Below are 19,673 nucleotides of genomic sequence, written 5' to 3'. Positions count from 1 at the left end.
CCTCCTGGGTATGTTTTTAGTGGTTAAAAACATTGTACCGTAAAAGGGCTGTTACATGGCCTTTTAACTTTTACACAATTATATGGACTTTATCTATTTTCGCATATAGAATATAAAGATAGTATTAAACGATCCATTAAACCGCGTAAAGCGTATAGTATACGATACTAATGGTTCATTCTTTGCGAGAGTATTGATTATTTATCAGCTTTTTCGTCCATAAATAACTTGAAAGCAGTGTAGTATTTGTCAAGTCAGCTGATTTCAGTAAACAATCTTTTATGGGGCTCATGTTTAAATGTAGTTCTGAGTTTTGACATGCAGCTACTTAGTTTGCTCTGTCTTCTTGGCTCTCAATAAAGAGTAACAGTCGCTGGAAATGTAAAGTTTCTTTGAATTTTAGTATAAAATTTAAGGTAATGCGCTCTACTTCAAGGTTATTTATAATTTTTATGTTTGCAGAGGGGCAGTTGGAAGATAGCGACTGCTTTATGAAGGATATAACAGCTGTTTTAAGTAATGGTTCCACTATTAATAGAATACACTTTGTGATTTAATAAGTATAAACAAGCAACTTAAGTAATTGCTGTGTTAATCTTATAGGTGAACAATATAGTGTAATTTTTATTGTGAACAATCATTCAAAGAAGGTGTTGCGTATAGTGTCTAGGCTAAAAGCTAATTAGGATAGAAAAATATGGAAACTTGTAGAAAGGGTTTATGTACATGGAATCTGTAAAGCTAGTAATATTTGATATGGATGGAACTTTAATAAATAGTGAGGAGATATACGCGCGAGGGTGGTTGGAAGGATTAGCAAAATATGGATTTAAAGTATCTGAAGAGTTTGTGAAGGGGATGTCAGGAAATAGCGTTGAAATTAATAACAGAATTATTAAAAATATAGTTAAATCAGATGAATTAGTACAAAAAGTTCGCAAATATAGGGAGAATTTATTTGAACAATGCATTGAGAAAGAAAAAATAGAAGCGATTCCAGGCGCTAGAGACATTTTAGAATCGCTTTGTAAAAGTCAAAGGTATACAATTGGTTTAGCAACGTTGTCGCGAAGAGAGCGTGCTACAAAAGTTTTACAGCAAGCAAATTTAATCCAATATTTCGACTTGTTAAAGTTCGGAGATGACGTGAAAAGACAAAAACCGTTTCCGGATGTTTATTTAGACACTATGAGTGAATGTAAAATTGAGCCTCAAAAAACTTTAATATTTGAAGACTCTCTTAATGGGTTTAAAGCGGCGTACGCTTCTAAAGCCAGAGTGGTTTTAGTGAATTCCCTAGATATTCGCCCGTCAGAAAGTAAAAAAGACTCAATGTTTTATCAGAGTTATAGATGTTTTATGAACGATCACTACTATCTCTAGAAGAGTTCACATTTTTTCGGACATTCTGTACATTTGCAAAATTCTTTTCAAAATCTTGATACATTAAATTAATATAGATCGCATCCATGATTGTTAAATAGCATATTCGAGCAGTTAAAGATTCTGTTCTAAAGATAGATTCATCAGTGATGATAATAATTGATTCATCGCAATGTTCTAGCAGTTCAGACTCTGAGTTCCCAGTAAGTACAATTAGCTTAGCGGAAGTTTTACTCACTTGCTTAGCTAAATTGATCATTTCTGCACTGGAACCGGAATGAGAAAAAATAAAGACGGTATCTTTTTCATTTAATCGCGATATGTATCCTAATTGCAAATGATAGTCAAAAATATAGTTGCAACGTTTGGCGGAGCGGTTAAATTTATGATAACTATCCAAGGCAATTACTTGAGATCCGCCTATGCCAAAAAAGTGCAGTGTAGAAGCTTTGTCTATCATAGATAGTACGCGCTCTAGCTGACTTTTATTAATGTTGGCTAAACAATTAGTTAAAGTATAAAGATTTGATTTTACTACTTTTTCCGCAATTGTAAATGCTGAGTCTTGATTGTGTATTTCTTCGAATTTAGTAGGTTGCATCGTGAGAAGAGAGTAAACTTCTTTATCTGCTTGCTTGGCCACTTCGATTTTAAATTCTTGGAAACCTCTAAATCCAATTTTTTTAACGAATTTAAATATAGAGGACTCTGATACATTTATATTGGAGGCAATATGTTCTAGGGTTTGATGAATTACTTCATCGCTGTTAGTAATAAAATAATTAGCGATCTTTATTTCAGTTTGGCTTAGAGTAGAGCGAGCCTGATTGATATGTTCCTCAATAAATTTTTTCCTCATGCTTATTATTCCTTTCTTTATCAAGTGTATGACTATCTTATTAAACCACAAAAAAATATTTTTTCCTACCTATTTACAGGAAAAATTAGTTATGTTAATATTTATGTAAGCGTTAACAAAGATATTTTATTTATAAGAAGGAGTACAGACAATGAAAGAGTATAAAATAGCCGTTGTAAATTCCAGTAGTTTTGGGAAAAAATTTCCTCGTCATTTAGCGGAGTTAAAAGAAATAGGAGAATTAAATTTTTTCGTATTTGATCCGGAGATTAGCGGTAAGGTGCTGGCGCAAGAGTTGCAAGGTTATAACATCATCATTTCTTCCGTTACGCCATTTTTCACAAAAGAGTTCTTTGACAACAAGGATGAGTTGTTACTGATATCAAGACATGGAATAGGATATAACAATATTGATCTAAAAGCGGCAGAGAAACACAATACTATTGTCAGCATTGTGCCACCTTTGGTTGAAAGAGATGCAGTTGCGGAACACAATGTATCTAACTTATTAAATGTTATGAGAAAAATTAGTGAATCAGCGCAAGAAGTGAAGGAGGATCGTTGGGAAGAGCGAGCTAAGTTTGTAGGGCATACATTATTTAACAAAACTGTTGGTGTGATTGGGGTAGGTAATATCGGATCGTGTGTGGCAGAAATTGTACGACTTGGGTTTAGATGCGATGTTTTAGCCTATGATCCTTATAAATCAAAGTTAGATCTGGATAGATTCGGAGCTAAGAAAGTTGATAGTTTAGAAGAATTGCTGCCTCAATGCGATGTTGTTTGCTTGTGTGCGAGCTTGAACGCAGAAAACAAATACATGATTGGTGAAAGTGAAGTCGCTCTAATGAAAGATGGAGTATACATATCTAACAGCGCAAGGGGAGCATTAGTAGATGAGTCAGCGATTGTTAAAGGATTAGAAAGCGAAAAAATCGCTGGATATGCGTGTGATGTTTTAGAAGTTGAGCCTGGCAGAAGCGATCATCCTTATCTAAAATATAAAAATGTCTCAATGACACCTCATACTGGAGCGTACACTTACGAATGTTTGGAAGGTATGGGAGACAAATGTGTTGCTGATGTGAAAAACATTGTTGATGGTAAATTGCCAGATTGCACTGTGCAATCTTTCAGCAAGTATATTAAATAAAGCATTAAGTTAGGAGAATTAACATGCTATCCGATTTAAAAGTAAAAGTGGGGCCTCAATTTTATCGCTATCACGATGGAGCTATTTCATTCATTCCAGAGTTATTGCGATCATATCAAGCTACTAAGGTACTGGTTGTCCATGGAACTGTTTCTTGGGAAAAGGCGCGTAAATTCATGCCGTTTCTTAAAGATAATGAATTTGATTATTTTTACCATCAATACACTGGGCACTGTAGCTATTATGGAACAGAATTAATTGAAGAAAAGGTTCGTAATAATGATATTGATTTTATTATCGGTGTAGGTGGGGGATCATTAACAGATTTAGTAGGTTATGCTGCCTCGCGTTTAAATATTCCCTTCGGTGTAGTACCTACTCTAGCAAGTAATTGTGCACCGTGGACACCGCTATCTGTTATGTATAAAGAAAATGGTGAAGGTGAGGGAAAAACAGAGCATTTTTACCGCCAAGCTGCATTTTTTATAACGGATCCTAACTTAGTAATTGATGCACCAGTTAATTTATTTATTGCTGGTTTAACTGATACGATTGCTAAGTGGTATGAAGCACAAGCTATTTTAGAACAAAAGCATTTATCTGAGGAAAACTTTCTTCAATTAGCCTACTATGTGGCAAAGCTTTCGAAAACAAAGATTGAGAAACAGGCCTTTTCAGCAATTGAGGCTATTAAGAATCAAGAGATGAATGAAGACTTCTTCCAATTGTCTGAAATTATATTTGGTATAGCTGGCTTGGTAGGTGGCTTAGGTGATAGATATGCACGTAATGCTGCGGCACACGCCATGCATGACGCTTTAGCCAAATATGTTCCCGAAAGTAAAAAATTCTTACATGGAGAAAAAGTTGCTTATGGTATTCTTTATCAATTGGCAATAGAAGAAAAGTGGGATGTTATTGATTCTTTAATGCCATTTTATCAAAGAATAGATGCGCCATTCTCGCTTACAAGAATGGGATTGTATCCACTAGATAATCAAACAATTGATAACATGGTGAAGTTTATTGACAGTTTACCGAAAGTACATCTTATTCCTGTGGAAATAAATTATACTAATCTGAAGGAAGCTATATTGAAGTTAGAAGAATATATGAAAGATTATCAAGAACAGAAGGAGGAAGTATAATGGCAACATTAAATATGGTTCAAAGTTTATTAATTGCGCTGTGGGTGGCCGCAGTAATGTCACGCTGGCTTGGGGGAGGGGCCACTCTAACTATGAGATTCTCGCCGCTTATGACAGGTCTAGTAGTAGGTCTTGTTATGGGGCGAGTTGCGGACGCAATGATTGTAACGGCAGCGCTTCAATTAATTTATATGGGGGTATTCTCACCTGGGGGTTCTATGCCCGCTGAGCCTGCGGTCGCAGCAGCAATCGCTGTTCCAGTAGCTCTTTTAGGAGATTTAGCTCCTGAAGCGGCAATCGCTGTTGCAGTGCCAGTCGGTCTGCTCGGTTCGTACTTATATCAATTTAGATTCTTTATTAATACATTTTTAGGTCAATATACAGATAAAGCAGTAGAAAAGTTAGATCATAAAGCGATTGCACGTTCAATTATTTGGTATCCAACTATAGCATCATTCTTATTATTTGTACCTTTAGTATTCGTGGCATTGTATTGGGGAAGTCCAGTAATCGCAAGCGTAATTACGCGATTAGAAGGTACTGTAGTCTTACACATGCTTGAAGTTATTGGTGGAGGATTAGCTGCTATTGGTATTGCGACAACTATTTATGTAATTGGTCGCAAAGAATACTTATTATTCTTCTTTTTAGCATACTTCCTATCGGTAGTATTAAAGCCGTTGGAGATTACAATGGTGACATATGCGATTTTTGGAGTAATTATTGCATTGCTATTTACAATGGTATCTCAAAAAAATCAAGCTCAATCTGTAACTGAAGCTAACTCAGTATCAGCTAACGACGATTATTACGATGATGGATTTTAATAGAGGAGGGTTACCATGGAAAAAACTAATATGAATTTACGACCAGAAGAAATTACTAAAAAAGATGTAACGAAAGCATATCTAAGATGGCATTTTGCGAATGAAATACCGCACTCTTTCGAGCGCTACATCGCACCTTCTTTGCTTTATGCATTAATGCCGATTTTAAGAAAATTATATAAAACAGATGATAGCTTAAGAGATGCGTATCAAAGACAATTACTGTTCTTTAATACGCAACTAACTTGGGGAGGCGGGGTCATTACAGGGCTTATGTCTTCTATGGAGGCTGAGAGAGCTAGAGAAGAGTACAACAACGAAGAAATAAGTATGACGGATGACTTATTGTACAACACGAAAGCTGGACTAATGGGAGCATTAGCTGGTATTGGAGACGCTATCGACTCAGGAACTGTGCAGTATATATTTATTGCTATGGGAATTTCGTGGGCGCAACAAGGGAGCGCTCTAGGAGCATTAGTTCCATTCATCTTGTTTGCAAGTTATCAACTGGCTGTTGGGCTGTTCTTCTCAAGAAAGGCGTTTGACTTAGGGAGAAATGCGACTAGTTTATTGCAATCAAGTAGTATTCAAACGGCAATCGAGACACTATCCATCTTAGGATTATTTATGATGGGTATTTTGGCAGGAAATTATATTAAAGTGACTTCTAGCCTAGCTTTCACACTTTCAGGGAAAGAGTTCGTTCTTCAAGATCTACTAGATCAAATTATACCAGGATTACTGCCGCTAGTTACTGTTATGGGAGTATATTTCTATTACAGTAAGAATGGACTCAAGGTTACTCGCGCATTAATAGGACTAACTATTATTTTAGCTGTGTTAGCAGGCGTAGGCATTTTATAATTTAAGATAAAAGGAGTTTATAATATGGGAAAAGTAGTATTAGCAAGAATAGATGAAAGATTAATTCATGGACAAGTTATGATGACATTATCTCAAATGTCGGGTGTAAACTCTATATTTGTAGTTGATGATGTAGTGGCCAACGATCCTTTTATGCGAGATTTGTATAGAAGCGCTGGTGGAAGAACAGGACAGCAAACTATTGTTGTACCTGTAGAGCGTTGTAAATTCTATTGGGATGAGTTTAATTTTAAGGAATATCAATGTATTTTACTTACTAAAAACGTAAGTACTATGCATGAATTAATCACTCACGGCATTCCTATGCCAGAGTTAAACGTCGGCGGGATCGCTAAGAAAACCGATGATGATAAGCAAGTTACTAACTCAGTACACTTAAATAAAGATGATGCCTTGAAGTTAAAAGACTTAAGAGATAATCATGGTGTTAATGTGTATTTTCAAGCAACACCTGCAGCGCCAAAAACAAGCTTAGACGAAGTTTTGAAAATGTTTGATTTATAAAGAAAGAGGAAAATAATGTTCGATATTTTTGTAGCGACTCATGGAACATTTGCAGATGGTCTTAAAGACGCAGTGGACGTAATCACTGGAATGGCAGATGGAATTCAAACTTTTAAACTCGGTTCATCTTCTATTGTAGAAGAGTTAGGGAAAGATCTAGAAGAAAAGTTAAAAGAATTAAATAATGAAGCGGGAACAATTATTTTCGTGGATTTATTATCGGCTAGTCCTTATAATCAATCGTTGCTGGCTATCTCTCAGCTGCCTTCTGAGGAACAAAATAATGTACATATAATTGCGGGAGTTAATTTACCTATGGTGTTAGATGCGATTAATCATCGACTCTTACAAACATCAGTCGAAGAAGCAGTTAAATTAATTCAAGAGCAGGGCCGAACAGGAATCGGACACTGGAGTGCACAGTTAGTAAACCAATCAGATGTAGACGATGATGGTTTTTAGAGGGAGAGAGGCAAACAATGAAATGGGGATTTCGTTGGTACGGAGAGTCTGATCCGATACCACTAGAATATGTAAAGCAAATACCAAATGTTAAAGGTGTAGTAGGTACACTGTTGAATAAATTACCAGGTGATGTTTGGGAAAAAGAAGAAATCAAAGAGCTGCAAGACTCTATCCGATCCAGAGGAATGGAGCTACTAGGCATTGAAAGTGTTTCTATAAATGACGCGATTAAGGCAGGAACTGAAGAGCGCGACTATTATATTGATAATTATATTCAGACTATCCGAAACTTGGCTGAATGTGGAATCAATCTAATTTGTTACAGTTTTAAACCTATATTTGGTTGGGCCAAAACAGATTTGAACTATGAACTAGAGGATGGAAGTCGCACTTTGATGTATGATGAAGAGGTAGTTCAAAGCATAGAGCCGGCAGAAATGTTTAATCTAATAACATCTCAAACAGGTGATTTTGATCTTTCGGGATGGGAAGCAGAGCGTTTTGAAGAATTTAATGAATTACTGGCTATGTATGAAGATATCTCTGAAGAGGATTTAAGAGATAATTTAAAATATTTCCTGGATAGAGTGATACCTGTTTGCGAAGAGTGCGATGTCTACATGGGAATTCACCCGGACGATCCACCTTGGGAGATGTTTGATTTTCCACGAATCACTAAGAATTTAGAAGACCTAAAAAAAATATTGTCTTTATATGATTCACCACATAATGGAATTACATTATGTACTGGATCATTAGGTGCAAGACCTGATAATGATTTGGTAGAAATTATTAATGAAGTTGGAGATAGAATCCATTTTGTTCATTTTAGAAACGTAATGTGGGAAGAAAACCAGAAGTTCTATGAGTCGGCGCATCCATCTTCTTATGGATCGTTGGACATGTATAAAATAATGGAAGCATTAATTGATAACGGATTTTCAGGAGTGATTCGTCCCGACCATGGTAGAACTATTTGGGGAGAAAATCCGCGTCCTGGTTACGGTTTATATGATCGAGCTCTAGGGATTACATATGCTATTGGACTTGAAGAAGCTATTAAGAAGTCAAAGGAAAATAGCTGATAGTTGGAGGAATTAGTATGTCCGTAATTGAAGAAATAAAGAGAGTAAAGCTATTGCCATTATATACTGCTACTGACTTAAGTTTGTTACCCATTGTTGAAGATATTCTTGTAAAATATGATGTCCCTATAATAGAGGTGACTTACAGAAGTGAATTAGCAAGTGAAGCTATAAAAATACTTTCAGAGTCAGGAAAGTTAATAGTTGGTGCAGGTACTGTTCGAACAATAGAACAGGCAATAGAAGCCGTCAAGAATGGAGCGGAGTTTATTGTTTCCCCTGCGTTTAGTGAGGAAGTAGTAGATTACTGTATTGAAAATAATATTCCTGTTTTTCCTGGAACTGTTACTCCAGGAGATATCCAAAAAGCAACTGAAAAAGGAATATATAACGTTAAATTCTTCCCGGCTAATATATATGGTGGCTTAGATGCAATAAAAGCTTTAAGTGGACCATTTTACGATGTGAGCTTTTTACCTACGGGTGGTATTAACTCAGGAAATATATCTGAATATTTAGCGAATAACGCTATTATTGCTGTAGGTGGATCTTTTATTATATCTGAAAAAGAAGTCGCAAAAGATAAAGGTAAAACAGCATCTAAAAATCTTGAAAACCTGTTGAGTATTATTCGATAACAACGATGTATCTTTATGTCAAATAGAATTGGTAGGAATCTATGGTTACTTTTTAGAAGTAATCTTAGGTTCTTTTTTATGTAATCTAACAAACAGTTGTGCATTTTTTATAAAGGTTTAAAATACGATTGACAATTAATTCACAAAAAATTATAGTAGTTACTGAAGGTAACTACTATTTTTATTTTATGGAGGTGACAATTTGGAGGATTTGTTGAAAGACTTTGGTTTTACAGCATCTCAAACAAAAATATATTTAGCGTTAATCACACATGGAGCAATGTCAGGTTATGAAACAAGCAAGCAATCGGGTGTAGCTCGTTCGAAAGTATACAATGAATTGGAAAAGCTTGTTACTAGAGGCGTAGTAATGGTTAATAAAAATGAACCAAAGCTTTATACTGCGATTGACGGGGACGAATTAGTAAATTTGTTGACTCATACGACAAATGATAAGATTCAAGATATTAAACATTATTTGCAACAAATGGAAACAGTGCCTGAAGACACAGACTTATTGTGGCATTTAAATGAGCTTGATCAAGTAGAGCAAAAAATTCAATATATGATTGAACAAGCGAAAAACCAATTACTGATTCAAGTTTGGGATTCAACTTTGACCCCTAAGATTGTAAGCGCTTTAAAAGAAGCTGAGAAGCGAATAGATCTATTTATCTGTATTTTATTTAGTGAATCTAAAGAATATTCTTTGCCTTTTGAGCGCTTTTATCCCCATGGTTTTGAAGAAGATAAGTTAAAGGATATGCAAGGAAAGTGGATTAACTTAGTTTGTGATGATGCTGTCCTGTTTGGCACACTCGACGACAATTGCGATGTTATTTGGACACATAATTCCGCTATGAAGCGATTAGCAGCTGAGTATGTTAAACATGATGCCTACACCTTAAAAGTAATCGGAGAAAATCGAACAACCTTGGATGATCTATATGGAACGGAACTGAAGACGATTCGAGATATTTATTGATAGGAGTAAAACGATGACATTTAGAAATATATTGCTGTTACTAATTTGCTTAATGAATGCTTATTTTGCTTTTGTATTTATAAGAGACTTAATGGTTCATAAAAATGAAGTAATGACGGAAGAGGCGAACACTTACGCTTTACCATTTACAAGTTTCATTATGTTTTTCTTATCGACAGTAGGAATCTCAGATTTTGCGATTAGTACCTCTTTGTACCCAAAACTTAATTGGACTAGTGTCAAAAAGCTACCCGGAACGCTTAATACGCAGTGTACAATTCCTGTCGCAGTGATGGCCCTAGCATATATTACTAGTATTGAAGTTAGTATTACAACGTTAGTTGTTTGTATCGTTAGCCAGATGATTGGTTCGTACTTTGGTGCAAAGTTTGCGATTAAATTGCCAGCAGATAAATTACGTGTCTCGATTGGTGTAGGGATGATTATCGCGGCCTTAGTTATTTTAGGTGGCAAGTTTGGTTGGCTACCAGGTGGAGGTGTGGCTACTGAATTAACAGGTGCTAAATTAGTTATCGCTGCAATAGCCTTAGCGATTTTTGGGGCTTTAAATAATATCGGAATTGGTTCTTATGCCTTGACAATGATTACGGTGTATCTATTAGGGTTAAACCCAGCGGTTGCTTTTCCGATTATGATGGGGGCAGCGACGTTTTCTGTTCCAATTGGAAGTGTACAGTTCGTTAAATCGGGTGAATATAGTCGCAAAATTACCCTGTTTACTTCAACATTTGGTGTGTTAGGTGTTTTATGTGCGGTATTTTTAGTAACAAGTTTAGACGTGTCGCTATTACAATGGATTGTCGTATTTATTTTAATTTATAGTGCTTATGGAATGTTGAAACAGCCAGCGTAGGAGGATAATGATGATTATTTTAACAAAAGAAGATATGGAACAATGTTTTTCTATGGAAGAAGCTATTCAAGCAGCAGAACAGGCGTCAAAAATTTATACTCAAGGCGACGCATTAGTGCCATTAAGAGCTAATTTGGACGTTAAAGAGTATAATGGTCAAAGTTTATATATGCCTGCCTTTACGAAAGGAGAAGTATCTTCTCTTGGAGTGAAAATTGTAGCAGTCTATCCTGATAATGTTAAGAAAGGTTTGCCAGCGGTTCCCGCAACAATGATCGTTCAAGATGCAGAAACAGGTGTAGTGACGGCGGTGTTAGATGGAACGTATTTGACTCAATTACGCACGGCAGCAGTTCAAGGTGCAGCAACTAAGGCATTAGCTAATGAAGAGGCCAAAATAGGTGCTTTAATTGGAACTGGCGGTCAAGGATATCAACAAGCTATTGCGATGTTAACTGCGCGTCAATTAGAAGAGTTGCGAGTGCTAGATATTGACTTTGATCGTGCTAAAACTTTTGCTGACCAATTGTCTAAGGATATCCAAGGCAAGTTTGACACTAAAATATATGCCGTAGAAAGTTCAACTGAAGCCGTTAGGGATGCAGATGTCATCACAACTGTGACTACTTCTAAAGTGAATACCTTTAATGCTGAAGATGTCAAAAAAGGAGTTCATGTTAATGGAATTGGAGCTTATACACCTGAGATGTTAGAGTTGCCAATGCAACTTCTTATTGAGGCAGATACCGTTATTTTTGATACAAAAGATGGTGTGTTGTCTGAAGCGGGAGATGTTCAAGCGCCGATTAAAGAGGGATTGATGACAGAAGAAGATTTTACGGGTGAACTAGGAGAATTGCTTTTAAGCCAAGTTAAAGGGCGTCAAAATAAAGAAGAGGTGACAGTCTTTAAGAGTGTAGGGTCAGCGGTCTTAGATACTGTTACGGCACAAATTATTGTTGAAAAAGCGACAGAGTTAGGTATCGGTCAAATAATTGAATTTTAGTAGAAATTTTATTAGGTAAAGTTAAAAGAATCTGAGTCTACTTATGAAGTAGTCTCAGATTCTTTTATATTAACCAGTTCAAGCTCTAATTTAACTTTTGTCGTTCGATTATTATTGATTTGCTTTAACAACACTTGACATGCTTGTTCAGCTAAGTAGGGGACATCTTGGGCGATGGATGGAAATGAATAGCCTAAGGTTTTACCGATTTGTAAGTTATCATAGCCTACAATACCAAAGTCTTGCCAGTCTAATTGCTCTTCTTTAATAGCTTTAATAAAGCCATAAGCAATCAAATCATTAAAACAAAATACACCAGCTAGTTGCGTTGAACTCATTTGTTTTAGTAACTCTTTGCCCATTTGATAACCGCTTTCGATGGAATAGTCCCCTGAAAGAATAAGTGGTTCAACTTGTTTATGGTGGTGTCGTAAAGCGTGCTGGAATCCTTTCAGTCGTTCGCTAGCAGTGTGAGTTTTTAAATCCCCAGTTAAGCAAGCGATGCTGCTTTTAGTAGGTGATAAAGCTTGACTCATATACTCTCCCACTAAGTAGCCACCTTGAAAATGATCAAAAGCGACGGAAGATAAAGAAGAGTCGAATATACGGTCCACTAATACGGTCGGGATTGTTATTTGTTTAAGCCATTCGTTCGTTTGGTCTAATGAATAATAAGCGGCATTAGACGCGCAAAGTAATAATCCGTCTACTTGGCGTTGCAACATTTTTTGAACGATTTCTTTGTCCTGGTTATTTTTTTCATCGCTATTCATAATAAAAGTAAAGTAACCTCGCTGGGTGAAGAACCTTTCTACTTCTTTACTTAAAGTCGCAAAGAAGGGGTTTTCTAAATCAGGCACTACAAGTCCAATGGTATAAGTTTGTTGGGTAGATAGACTTTTAGCGATTTGATTGGGAATATAATTAAGTTCTTTGGCGATGCGCTTTACTTCATCTTTTTTGGCTTGAGAAATCCGCGAGGGCTTATCATTTAGTATGATAGATACTGCTGCGGGGGAGATGCCGGCTTTTTGAGCAATATCTTTTAAAGTAATTTTTCGTGTCATTATGGTTCATCCTTTAGTTAATTCACTTCATTTTATAATTGACAGCGCTTTCAATGTTCATTATAATATATTTGCAACATTTGGTTAAGCGTTTAACCAAAATAAATCCAATTTTTTTAAACCGCCAATAAAGGATGATGAAGATGGCAAAAATTGTAGTAGTCGGAAGTATTTCGACGGATTTTGTGGTCGAAACGAATGTAAAGCCTGCTCAAGGTGAGACTGTATTTGGAGAAGATTTTAATACATCATTTGGAGGAAAAGGTGCTAACCAAGCAGTCGCTTGTGCAAAGTTAGGCGCTCAAACAGCGATGATTGGTGCTGTAGGTAATGACTCATTTGGACAAGCGCTCATTGATAATCTGGAAAGTTATCACATTGATACTTCAGCTGTTAAAGTAAAAGAAAATACGCCATCAGGCTCTGCGATTATTACGTTGTACAATCGCGACAACTCGATTATTTACGTTGGAGGAGCCAATAATAAAGTTACCCGTTCTGACATTGATGACCCAGTGAACCTTATTCAATCAGCGGATATGGTTATTGTTCAAAATGAAACGCCTGTTGAAACAGTCCAACGATTAATCGAACAATGTACAGCGTGTGAAGTGCCGATTATTCTAAATCCGGCTCCTGCTCGTTTGTTAGAGACAAAGTGGTTAGATCAAGTGACTTATCTAACTCCTAACGAGACTGAATTCGCGGAACTCTTCTCTGGTGAAACGATGGATGCAGTACTATCTCGTTATACGAATAAGTTAATTATTACGTTAGGAGATCAAGGCGCGATGTTTCATGATGGTAAGAATGTAGTCACCGTGCCATCTTACAAAGTGTCTCCCGATGATATAGTTGATACAACGGGCGCAGGGGATACGTTTAATGGAGCATTAGCCGTCGCGTTAGCTAACGAGTTTGACTTAGCGGACGCTATTCGTTTTGCGAATTTAGCAGGTGGCTTGTCCATTCAACATAAAGGCGCTCAAGGTGGAATTCCGACACTAGATCAAATGAAAGAGAGTGAACACTATGAAGCAACATGGCATATTGAATAGTCCTATTAGTCAAGTATTATCGACTATGGGGCATACGGATCAACTGACCATTGCCGATTGTGGCTTGCCTATTCATGATGAATCACAACGAATTGATTTGTCCCTCACAATTGGTACGCCATCATTTATTGACGTATTAGAAGCAGTAGCAGCGGACATGGCGATCGAAAAGGTGATCATCGCGTCTGAGATCCGCACGCATAATCCTAAGTTGTTGACTTATTTAAAGGACCAATTTAGCGAATTAGAAATTGAGTTTGTGGATCACGAAACCTTTAAAAAGCTCACTCATCATTCAAAAGCGGTTATTCGTACTGGAGAAGCCACTCCTTATGCGAATATTATTCTTCAATCAGGTGTTATTTTCTAGGAGGTGGAGCGATGCATGTCGTCATGCGTGATATTCATAAAGCTTTTGGAACGAACCAAGTTTTAAGAGGCGTTGATTTAGAGCTTCATCCCGGTGAAGTCCATGCATTAATGGGTGAAAATGGAGCTGGAAAATCAACGATGATGAATATTTTAACTGGCTTACTCAAAGCAGACAAAGGAATCATTCAAATTGATGGTCAAGAACGTTATTTTGACAATCCAAAGAAAGCTGAACTCTTCGGTGTAAGTTTTATCCACCAAGAATTAATTGTTTGGCCGGAATTATCCATTGTGGAAAATATGTTTATGGGGAAAGAGATCCAACGGTATGGATTTAATGACCAAGCTAAAATGAAACAACTAGCTAAAGAGGCGTTAGATAGTCTAGGTGTTTCGATGGATTTAGATACACCGATGAAACATTTGAGTATTGGACAACAACAATTAGTTGAGATTGCAAAGACGTTATTAAATGATACACAAGTTTTAATTATGGACGAGCCAACAGCGGCGCTAACTGGGCAAGAAATTCAATTGTTATTTGATATTATTCGCTCGTTAACTCAACGTGGTGTTGCGATTGTTTATATTTCTCATCGGATGGAAGAGATTTTTGAAATTTCTGACCGCGTAACAGTCATGCGTGATGGGGTTTCTGTATCCACTAAATGGACGAAAGACACGACGCAAGATGAGATTGTTAAAAACATGGTAGGACGCGAATTGGAAGACTATTACCCAGATCATCCAACAGATATTGGCGATGTACTTCTTGAAGTGAATAACTTAAATCGCGAAGGGATATTAAAGGATATTCAGTTCAATTTACGTAGTGGCGAAATATTAGGTTTTGCAGGTCTCATGGGAGCGGGCCGTACTGAAATTATGCGCGCTATCTTTGGATTGGATTCCGTTGATTCAATGGAACTCAAGTTAAATGGTCAGCCGATTACGAACCGCAATCCCCAAGAAGCGATTCGACATGGTTTTGGTTTTTTAACGGAAGATCGTAAGAATGAAGGGCTCGTTTTAGATTTTTCCATTCGTGATAACGTTAGTTTAACCTCCTTTGAAGAGTTCTCGACTAAGGGATGGATTCATCCAGAACAAGAAGATGGATTTGTTCAATTATTAGTGGACCGTTTGCGTGTTAAGACGACGGATATTTATCAAGAAGTTGGATCTCTATCGGGAGGAAACCAACAAAAAGTAGTTCTTGCTAAATGGGTAGGGGCAGGTACTCAAGTGTTAATATTAGACGAACCTACTCGTGGTGTGGACGTAGGAGCCAAGCGAGAAATTTATCTTTTGATGAAAGAACTAGCTGATCGCGGTGTAGGCATTATTATGGTCTCAAGCGACTTACCAGAAGTCATTGGGATTAGTGATCGTGTATTGGTGGTTCATGAAGGTCGCATTAATGGCGAACTTTATAAAGATGAATTAACAGAAGAACGCATTATGACATACGCAACAGGAGGGAAATAATGAAAACAGCAACAACAAAACGTTCCGACTGGCTAAGACGATTAGGCCCTCTGTTGGCTTTACTTGTTTTAGTCATTGTCGTTACTTCTTTAAACCCAAATTTTGTTAAACCTGCGAACATCTTAAACTTATTAAGACAAGTTTCGGTCAATGCTTTAATTGCTTTTGGAATGACTTTTGTCATTATTACCGGGGGAATTGATTTATCTGTCGGATCAATTTTAGCGCTAGCTAGTGCTTTAGCGGCAGGAATGATGGCTATGGGCTTGTCACCAGTCTTAGTTATTATTATCTCTGTTCTAATTGGTGGTTTATTAGGAGCGCTTAATGGATTAATCATTACAAAAGGACAGGTAGTGCCGTTTATTGCCACCCTTTCTACAATGGCGATTTATCGCGGGTTAACTCTAGTCTATACTAATGGAAACCCGATTACTGGTTTTGACGGCGGATATGCTTTTAAATTTCTAGGACGAGGTTACCTACTAGGAATTCCAATGCCAGTTGTTATAACAGCTATCGTTTTCTTAGTGCTTTATTTACTGCTTCATAAGATGACTTTTGGTCGTAAAACTTTTGCGATTGGTGGTAATGAAAAGGCTGCATTTATTTCAGGTATTCATATTACAAAAGTTAAATTAGCTATTTACGCAATTTCCGGTGCAGCCGCATCGATTGCGGGGTTAATTTTAACAAGTCGTTTGAACTCTGCTCAACCCACAGCTGGTGTAGCTTTTGAATTAGATGCGATCGCTGCGGTGGTGATTGGTGGTACGAGCATGTCAGGTGGAAAGGGGCGCTTATTTGGAACGCTAGTCGGGGCACTCATTATTGGTACGTTGAATAATGGGTTAAACCTACTCGGAGTATCTAGCTTCTATCAACAAATTGTTCAAGGTATCGTTATTTTAATTGCTGTATTGTTAGACCGTAAAGAAAATAGCTAGGAGAGAGACTATGAAAAGATCATTTAAATTACTTACTTTACTAAGTGTATTTGTATTGTTTTTAGTTGGCTGTACAATGGAAGGCGACAATAAAAGCACAGATAGTTCTGCTTCAAAAGATGGGGATCACGTGATCGGCCTATCTATTTCGACAACCAACAACCCATTCTTTGTCGACCTACAAAAAGGAGTCACCGAAGCTGCGAAAGAACAAGGGATGTCTGTTAAAGTGGTGGATGCCCAAGACGATACTGCCACTCAGTTAAATGGTATGGATGACTTAATTCAACAAGGTGTAGATATTATTTTAGTCAACCCAGTGGACTCTGATGCGATTACACCAGCGGTTGAATCTGCTAATGAAGCTGGTATTCCGGTGATTGCGATTGACCGTTCAAGCGCAGGAGGAGAAATTTTATCTTTCATTGCTTCAGATAACGTTGAAGGTGGAGAGATGGCCGCTGAATTCATCGTTGAGCAAATCGGTGAAGGTGGTAAAGTGGTTCAATTAGAAGGAATTCCAGGTTCTTCATCTGCTAATGAACGTGGTGAAGGATTTATGAAAGGCGCAGAAGGCAAGTTAGACGTGGTTGCTTCTCAAACAGCAAATTACAACCGCGCTGAGGGATTAACTTTAATGGAAGACTTACTTCAAACTCATAGCAATGTTCAAGCTGTTTTTGCTCAGAATGATGAAATGGCTTTAGGAGCATTTGAAGCTATTAAAGCTGCTGGGAAAGAAAACGATATTATTGTCGTTGGATTTGATGGAAATGACGACGCATTAAAATCAATTGAAGATAAAGAAATGACTGCAACGATTGCTCAACAACCTGTCGAAATGGGACGCTTAGCTGTTCAAGCAGCGAAAGATCATTTCGATGGAAACGCTTCAGATGCAGAAATTCCATCACCGTTGAAGTTGGTTAAATAATTACACAAAGAGGCTGTCATTAAATGGCACCCTCTTTATTTTTTTAGGTATCATATTGAATCTTTGATATAATGAACTCAACATAAATTAATGGAGGAACTGCTATGGCTCAAAAAATTTTATTCTCACCCGTAGGAACGGCTGACCCTGTAGCAAATGGGATGGATGGAGCGTTAATTCATATTATTCGGCATTACAAGCCAGATTATGTATATATTTATTTAACCGACAAATTTAAGAAGTTAAAACAAGAAGATGAGGCGGTATATAGAAATGGAAAATATTCTAACCGCTATGACTATGCGCTTGAACAAATTCAAAAACAAACGGGACATCATTTTGATTACGAATATGTTGAAGGATCTAGTTCAGAAGAACCTCATTTGTTTGATCCGATGCTTAAAGAGTTCGATGAACAGCTAGTAAAAATTTATGCGGATCATCCTGACGTGGATACTCTTTACTTAAATGTATCTTCTGGAACACCCGCGATGAAGAACGCGTTGCTTACTTTAAGTATCTACAACGACTTAGGGGTACTCGAGCCACTTCAAGTAGCGGGTCCTGAAAAACGAAGCCATCAATCAATGGATGATAAAGACGATTATATTCTTCAGTGGGAAAACAACGAAGATACAAACGATACAGAGCGACGCTTTGAGCCGATGGATCAGTTACCAAACTATTCAAATAAATTAGAAAAAAATATTGTACGTAATTTAATTAATCAATATAACTATCACGGTGCGTGGTCCATTGTAAAGGCTAATCGAGAAGTTTACGGTGAAACTTTTGTGAATATGCTAGGTGCGGTCGTTGGAAAGTACGATTTAAATAGAAATGAAGTAAGAAAGTTTAACAATCGTCTTGAAGATAAATATATCGTGCCGCTTCACGATTCAGAAGTTGAATACATGATTTTATGGAACTTAAAGCTTGTTAAATTAAATGAAGTGACGGATTACTTACGGGCTATGTCTCCTACATTAGTTTATCTATTTGACAAAATTGCTCAGCAGGCCTATAAAAACTTAAGTATCTATCAAAAGAAAGATAGAGATGGCGAATTAATGTGGGATGAAGACAGATTGTGGCGTGAAAATACAGAGCTCTTTGACGTCCTATCGGGAGACAATAATCGCTTCTTTAAACATCCTACGGCCCATCAACTGTTGAATATAGTCAGACATTATTATAAAGGCTCTACTGCAGTCGTTAAAAACCTTGAAAAAATGCGAGATTTTGAAAAAAAATTAAGAAACGTAGCAGCTCATCAACCGCGTGCCTTTTCAAAAGAAGAGATTATAAAAATAGCTCACATGAGTATTGAAGATTTTAACAAACAAATTAGGGTTCTTGCTCAAAATTGTAACTTCGTTTCAAAAGAGCAATGGAAAGAATATGACCAATTAAATGAGTTGTTAAGTGAATTACTAATTTAGAATCTTCTCATAAATATATCCTTTATTTTGAACTCAAAATCAAAGTAGAGGATATATTTTATATTTGTTATACTAACGTTAGGTGGTATCAATGAATCTATTAATAGAAAACAAACTGATTTTGCATACAAACACTATATATAGTTTCTTTTTTATTATAGTACACAAAATGTGCCATTGATGAACCTTATTCCTCGTAAGGGGACGGAAAAAAAATATGGCAAAACCATTACCAACAACATCATATACAATTGATGAACCTTATTCCTCGTAAGGGGACGGAAAATCTAAGTTGTTTTTCATTTCGTTCATAATCTCTTTTATTGATGAACCTTATTCCTCGTAAGGGGACGGAAAATTCCGTATGGATTCAGCAGATCCTCCGTACGTTACTGGATTGATGAACCTTATTCCTCGTAAGGGGACGGAAACGAACATGCCTTTAACTGCGTCCTCAAACGTAGCAATTGATGAACCTTATTCCTCGTAAGGGGACGGAAACCTTGCCCACCCTGTGCATAAGTCTGTTGTTGTTGATACTTATTGATGA

Annotated in this window: 20 protein-coding genes; 18 read left to right on the top strand and 2 right to left on the bottom strand. The window is 36.9% G+C overall.

Going from position 1 to position 19,673, the window contains the following annotated elements:
* Nucleotides 1–726: 726 nt before the first annotated feature.
* Entirely contained in the window at nucleotides 727–1,383 is a 657-nt protein-coding gene (locus BLR79_RS05800) for an HAD family hydrolase (protein WP_159427608.1), read from the top strand.
* Here the strand turns inward: BLR79_RS05800 and BLR79_RS05795 are convergent.
* Nucleotides 1,358–2,242 (bottom strand): MurR/RpiR family transcriptional regulator, encoded by an 885-nt coding sequence (locus BLR79_RS05795; protein WP_092085760.1) that lies wholly within the window; start codon nucleotides 2,240–2,242, stop codon nucleotides 1,358–1,360. The two genes, BLR79_RS05800 and BLR79_RS05795, sit on opposite strands and share 26 nt — an antisense overlap.
* A 151-nt stretch (nucleotides 2,243–2,393) precedes the next feature.
* Between BLR79_RS05795 and BLR79_RS05790 the strand changes: the two genes are divergently transcribed.
* From BLR79_RS05790 to BLR79_RS05740, 11 genes are all read left to right on the top strand, one after another.
* Nucleotides 2,394–3,395, top strand: a complete 1,002-nt coding sequence (locus BLR79_RS05790) for a D-isomer specific 2-hydroxyacid dehydrogenase family protein (protein ID WP_092085758.1) — start codon at nucleotides 2,394–2,396, stop codon at nucleotides 3,393–3,395.
* A 23-nt stretch (nucleotides 3,396–3,418) separates the two neighbouring features.
* Nucleotides 3,419–4,543, top strand: coding sequence for an iron-containing alcohol dehydrogenase family protein (locus tag BLR79_RS05785; RefSeq protein ID WP_092085756.1), 1,125 nt, complete (start codon nucleotides 3,419–3,421; stop codon nucleotides 4,541–4,543).
* Complete coding sequence (locus tag BLR79_RS05780) at nucleotides 4,543–5,370, top strand: PTS mannose/fructose/sorbose/N-acetylgalactosamine transporter subunit IIC (RefSeq protein ID WP_092085754.1); 828 nt, start codon at nucleotides 4,543–4,545, stop codon at nucleotides 5,368–5,370. The genes BLR79_RS05785 and BLR79_RS05780 overlap by 1 nt, the downstream gene beginning before the upstream one ends.
* A gap of 15 nt (nucleotides 5,371–5,385) precedes the next feature.
* The gene (locus BLR79_RS05775; protein ID WP_092085752.1) at nucleotides 5,386–6,237 is read left to right on the top strand and encodes a PTS system mannose/fructose/sorbose family transporter subunit IID; all 852 of its coding nucleotides are present in this window, start codon (nucleotides 5,386–5,388) and stop codon (nucleotides 6,235–6,237) included.
* Nucleotides 6,238–6,261: 24 nt separating this feature from the next.
* A complete protein-coding gene (locus BLR79_RS05770; protein ID WP_092085750.1) occupies nucleotides 6,262–6,762 on the top strand; it encodes a PTS sugar transporter subunit IIB in 501 nt (166 codons plus the stop codon).
* A gap of 15 nt (nucleotides 6,763–6,777) precedes the next feature.
* Nucleotides 6,778–7,224 (top strand): PTS sugar transporter subunit IIA, encoded by a 447-nt coding sequence (locus tag BLR79_RS05765; RefSeq protein ID WP_092085748.1) that lies wholly within the window; start codon nucleotides 6,778–6,780, stop codon nucleotides 7,222–7,224.
* A 17-nt stretch (nucleotides 7,225–7,241) separates the two neighbouring features.
* The gene (uxuA, locus tag BLR79_RS05760) at nucleotides 7,242–8,312 is read left to right on the top strand and encodes a mannonate dehydratase (protein WP_092085746.1); all 1,071 of its coding nucleotides are present in this window, start codon (nucleotides 7,242–7,244) and stop codon (nucleotides 8,310–8,312) included.
* A gap of 17 nt (nucleotides 8,313–8,329) precedes the next feature.
* Nucleotides 8,330–8,950, top strand: a complete 621-nt coding sequence (locus tag BLR79_RS05755) for a bifunctional 4-hydroxy-2-oxoglutarate aldolase/2-dehydro-3-deoxy-phosphogluconate aldolase (RefSeq protein WP_092085744.1) — start codon at nucleotides 8,330–8,332, stop codon at nucleotides 8,948–8,950.
* A 214-nt stretch (nucleotides 8,951–9,164) separates the two neighbouring features.
* Nucleotides 9,165–9,935, top strand: a complete 771-nt coding sequence (locus BLR79_RS05750; RefSeq protein ID WP_234970833.1) for a TrmB family transcriptional regulator — start codon at nucleotides 9,165–9,167, stop codon at nucleotides 9,933–9,935.
* A gap of 13 nt (nucleotides 9,936–9,948) precedes the next feature.
* Nucleotides 9,949–10,809 (top strand): sulfite exporter TauE/SafE family protein, encoded by an 861-nt coding sequence (locus tag BLR79_RS05745; RefSeq protein WP_092085740.1) that lies wholly within the window; start codon nucleotides 9,949–9,951, stop codon nucleotides 10,807–10,809.
* A 10-nt stretch (nucleotides 10,810–10,819) separates the two neighbouring features.
* Nucleotides 10,820–11,815: an ornithine cyclodeaminase family protein gene (locus BLR79_RS05740; RefSeq protein ID WP_092085735.1), complete on the top strand. Its 996-nt coding sequence runs from the start codon at nucleotides 10,820–10,822 to the stop codon at nucleotides 11,813–11,815.
* Between the two features lie 41 nt (nucleotides 11,816–11,856).
* Here the strand turns inward: BLR79_RS05740 and BLR79_RS05735 are convergent, their stop codons facing one another.
* On the bottom strand, nucleotides 11,857–12,882 hold the full coding sequence (locus tag BLR79_RS05735) for a LacI family DNA-binding transcriptional regulator (protein ID WP_092085733.1): 1,026 nt from the start codon (nucleotides 12,880–12,882) through the stop codon (nucleotides 11,857–11,859).
* A 143-nt stretch (nucleotides 12,883–13,025) separates the two neighbouring features.
* On the opposite strand from BLR79_RS05735, the gene rbsK reads away from it, so the two are divergent.
* The 6 genes from rbsK (at nucleotide 13,026) to csm6 (ending at nucleotide 19,123) form a co-directional block, all read left to right on the top strand.
* Nucleotides 13,026–13,940 (top strand): ribokinase, encoded by a 915-nt coding sequence (rbsK, locus tag BLR79_RS05730; RefSeq protein WP_092085731.1) that lies wholly within the window; start codon nucleotides 13,026–13,028, stop codon nucleotides 13,938–13,940.
* Entirely contained in the window at nucleotides 13,915–14,310 is a 396-nt protein-coding gene (rbsD, locus tag BLR79_RS05725; RefSeq protein WP_092085729.1) for a D-ribose pyranase, read from the top strand. Before rbsK ends, rbsD begins: the two co-directional genes overlap by 26 nt.
* A gap of 11 nt (nucleotides 14,311–14,321) precedes the next feature.
* Entirely contained in the window at nucleotides 14,322–15,800 is a 1,479-nt protein-coding gene (locus BLR79_RS05720) for a sugar ABC transporter ATP-binding protein (RefSeq protein WP_092085727.1), read from the top strand.
* Nucleotides 15,800–16,747, top strand: coding sequence for an ABC transporter permease subunit (locus BLR79_RS05715; protein ID WP_092085725.1), 948 nt, complete (start codon nucleotides 15,800–15,802; stop codon nucleotides 16,745–16,747). The genes BLR79_RS05720 and BLR79_RS05715 overlap by 1 nt, the downstream gene beginning before the upstream one ends.
* A gap of 10 nt (nucleotides 16,748–16,757) precedes the next feature.
* A complete protein-coding gene (locus BLR79_RS05710) occupies nucleotides 16,758–17,681 on the top strand; it encodes a D-ribose ABC transporter substrate-binding protein (protein ID WP_092085723.1) in 924 nt (307 codons plus the stop codon).
* Between the two features lie 104 nt (nucleotides 17,682–17,785).
* Nucleotides 17,786–19,123, top strand: a complete 1,338-nt coding sequence (csm6, locus tag BLR79_RS05705) for a type III-A CRISPR-associated CARF protein Csm6 (protein WP_092085721.1) — start codon at nucleotides 17,786–17,788, stop codon at nucleotides 19,121–19,123.
* Nucleotides 19,124–19,673: the final 550 nt, after the last annotated feature.

The sequence above is a fragment of the Dolosicoccus paucivorans genome (assembly GCF_900100125.1).
GTDB classification, from domain to species: Bacteria; Bacillota; Bacilli; order Lactobacillales; family Aerococcaceae; genus Dolosicoccus; species Dolosicoccus paucivorans.
Note: the sequence above shows the minus strand (reverse complement) of the source record. Positions and strands in the feature narration are given on the sequence as shown.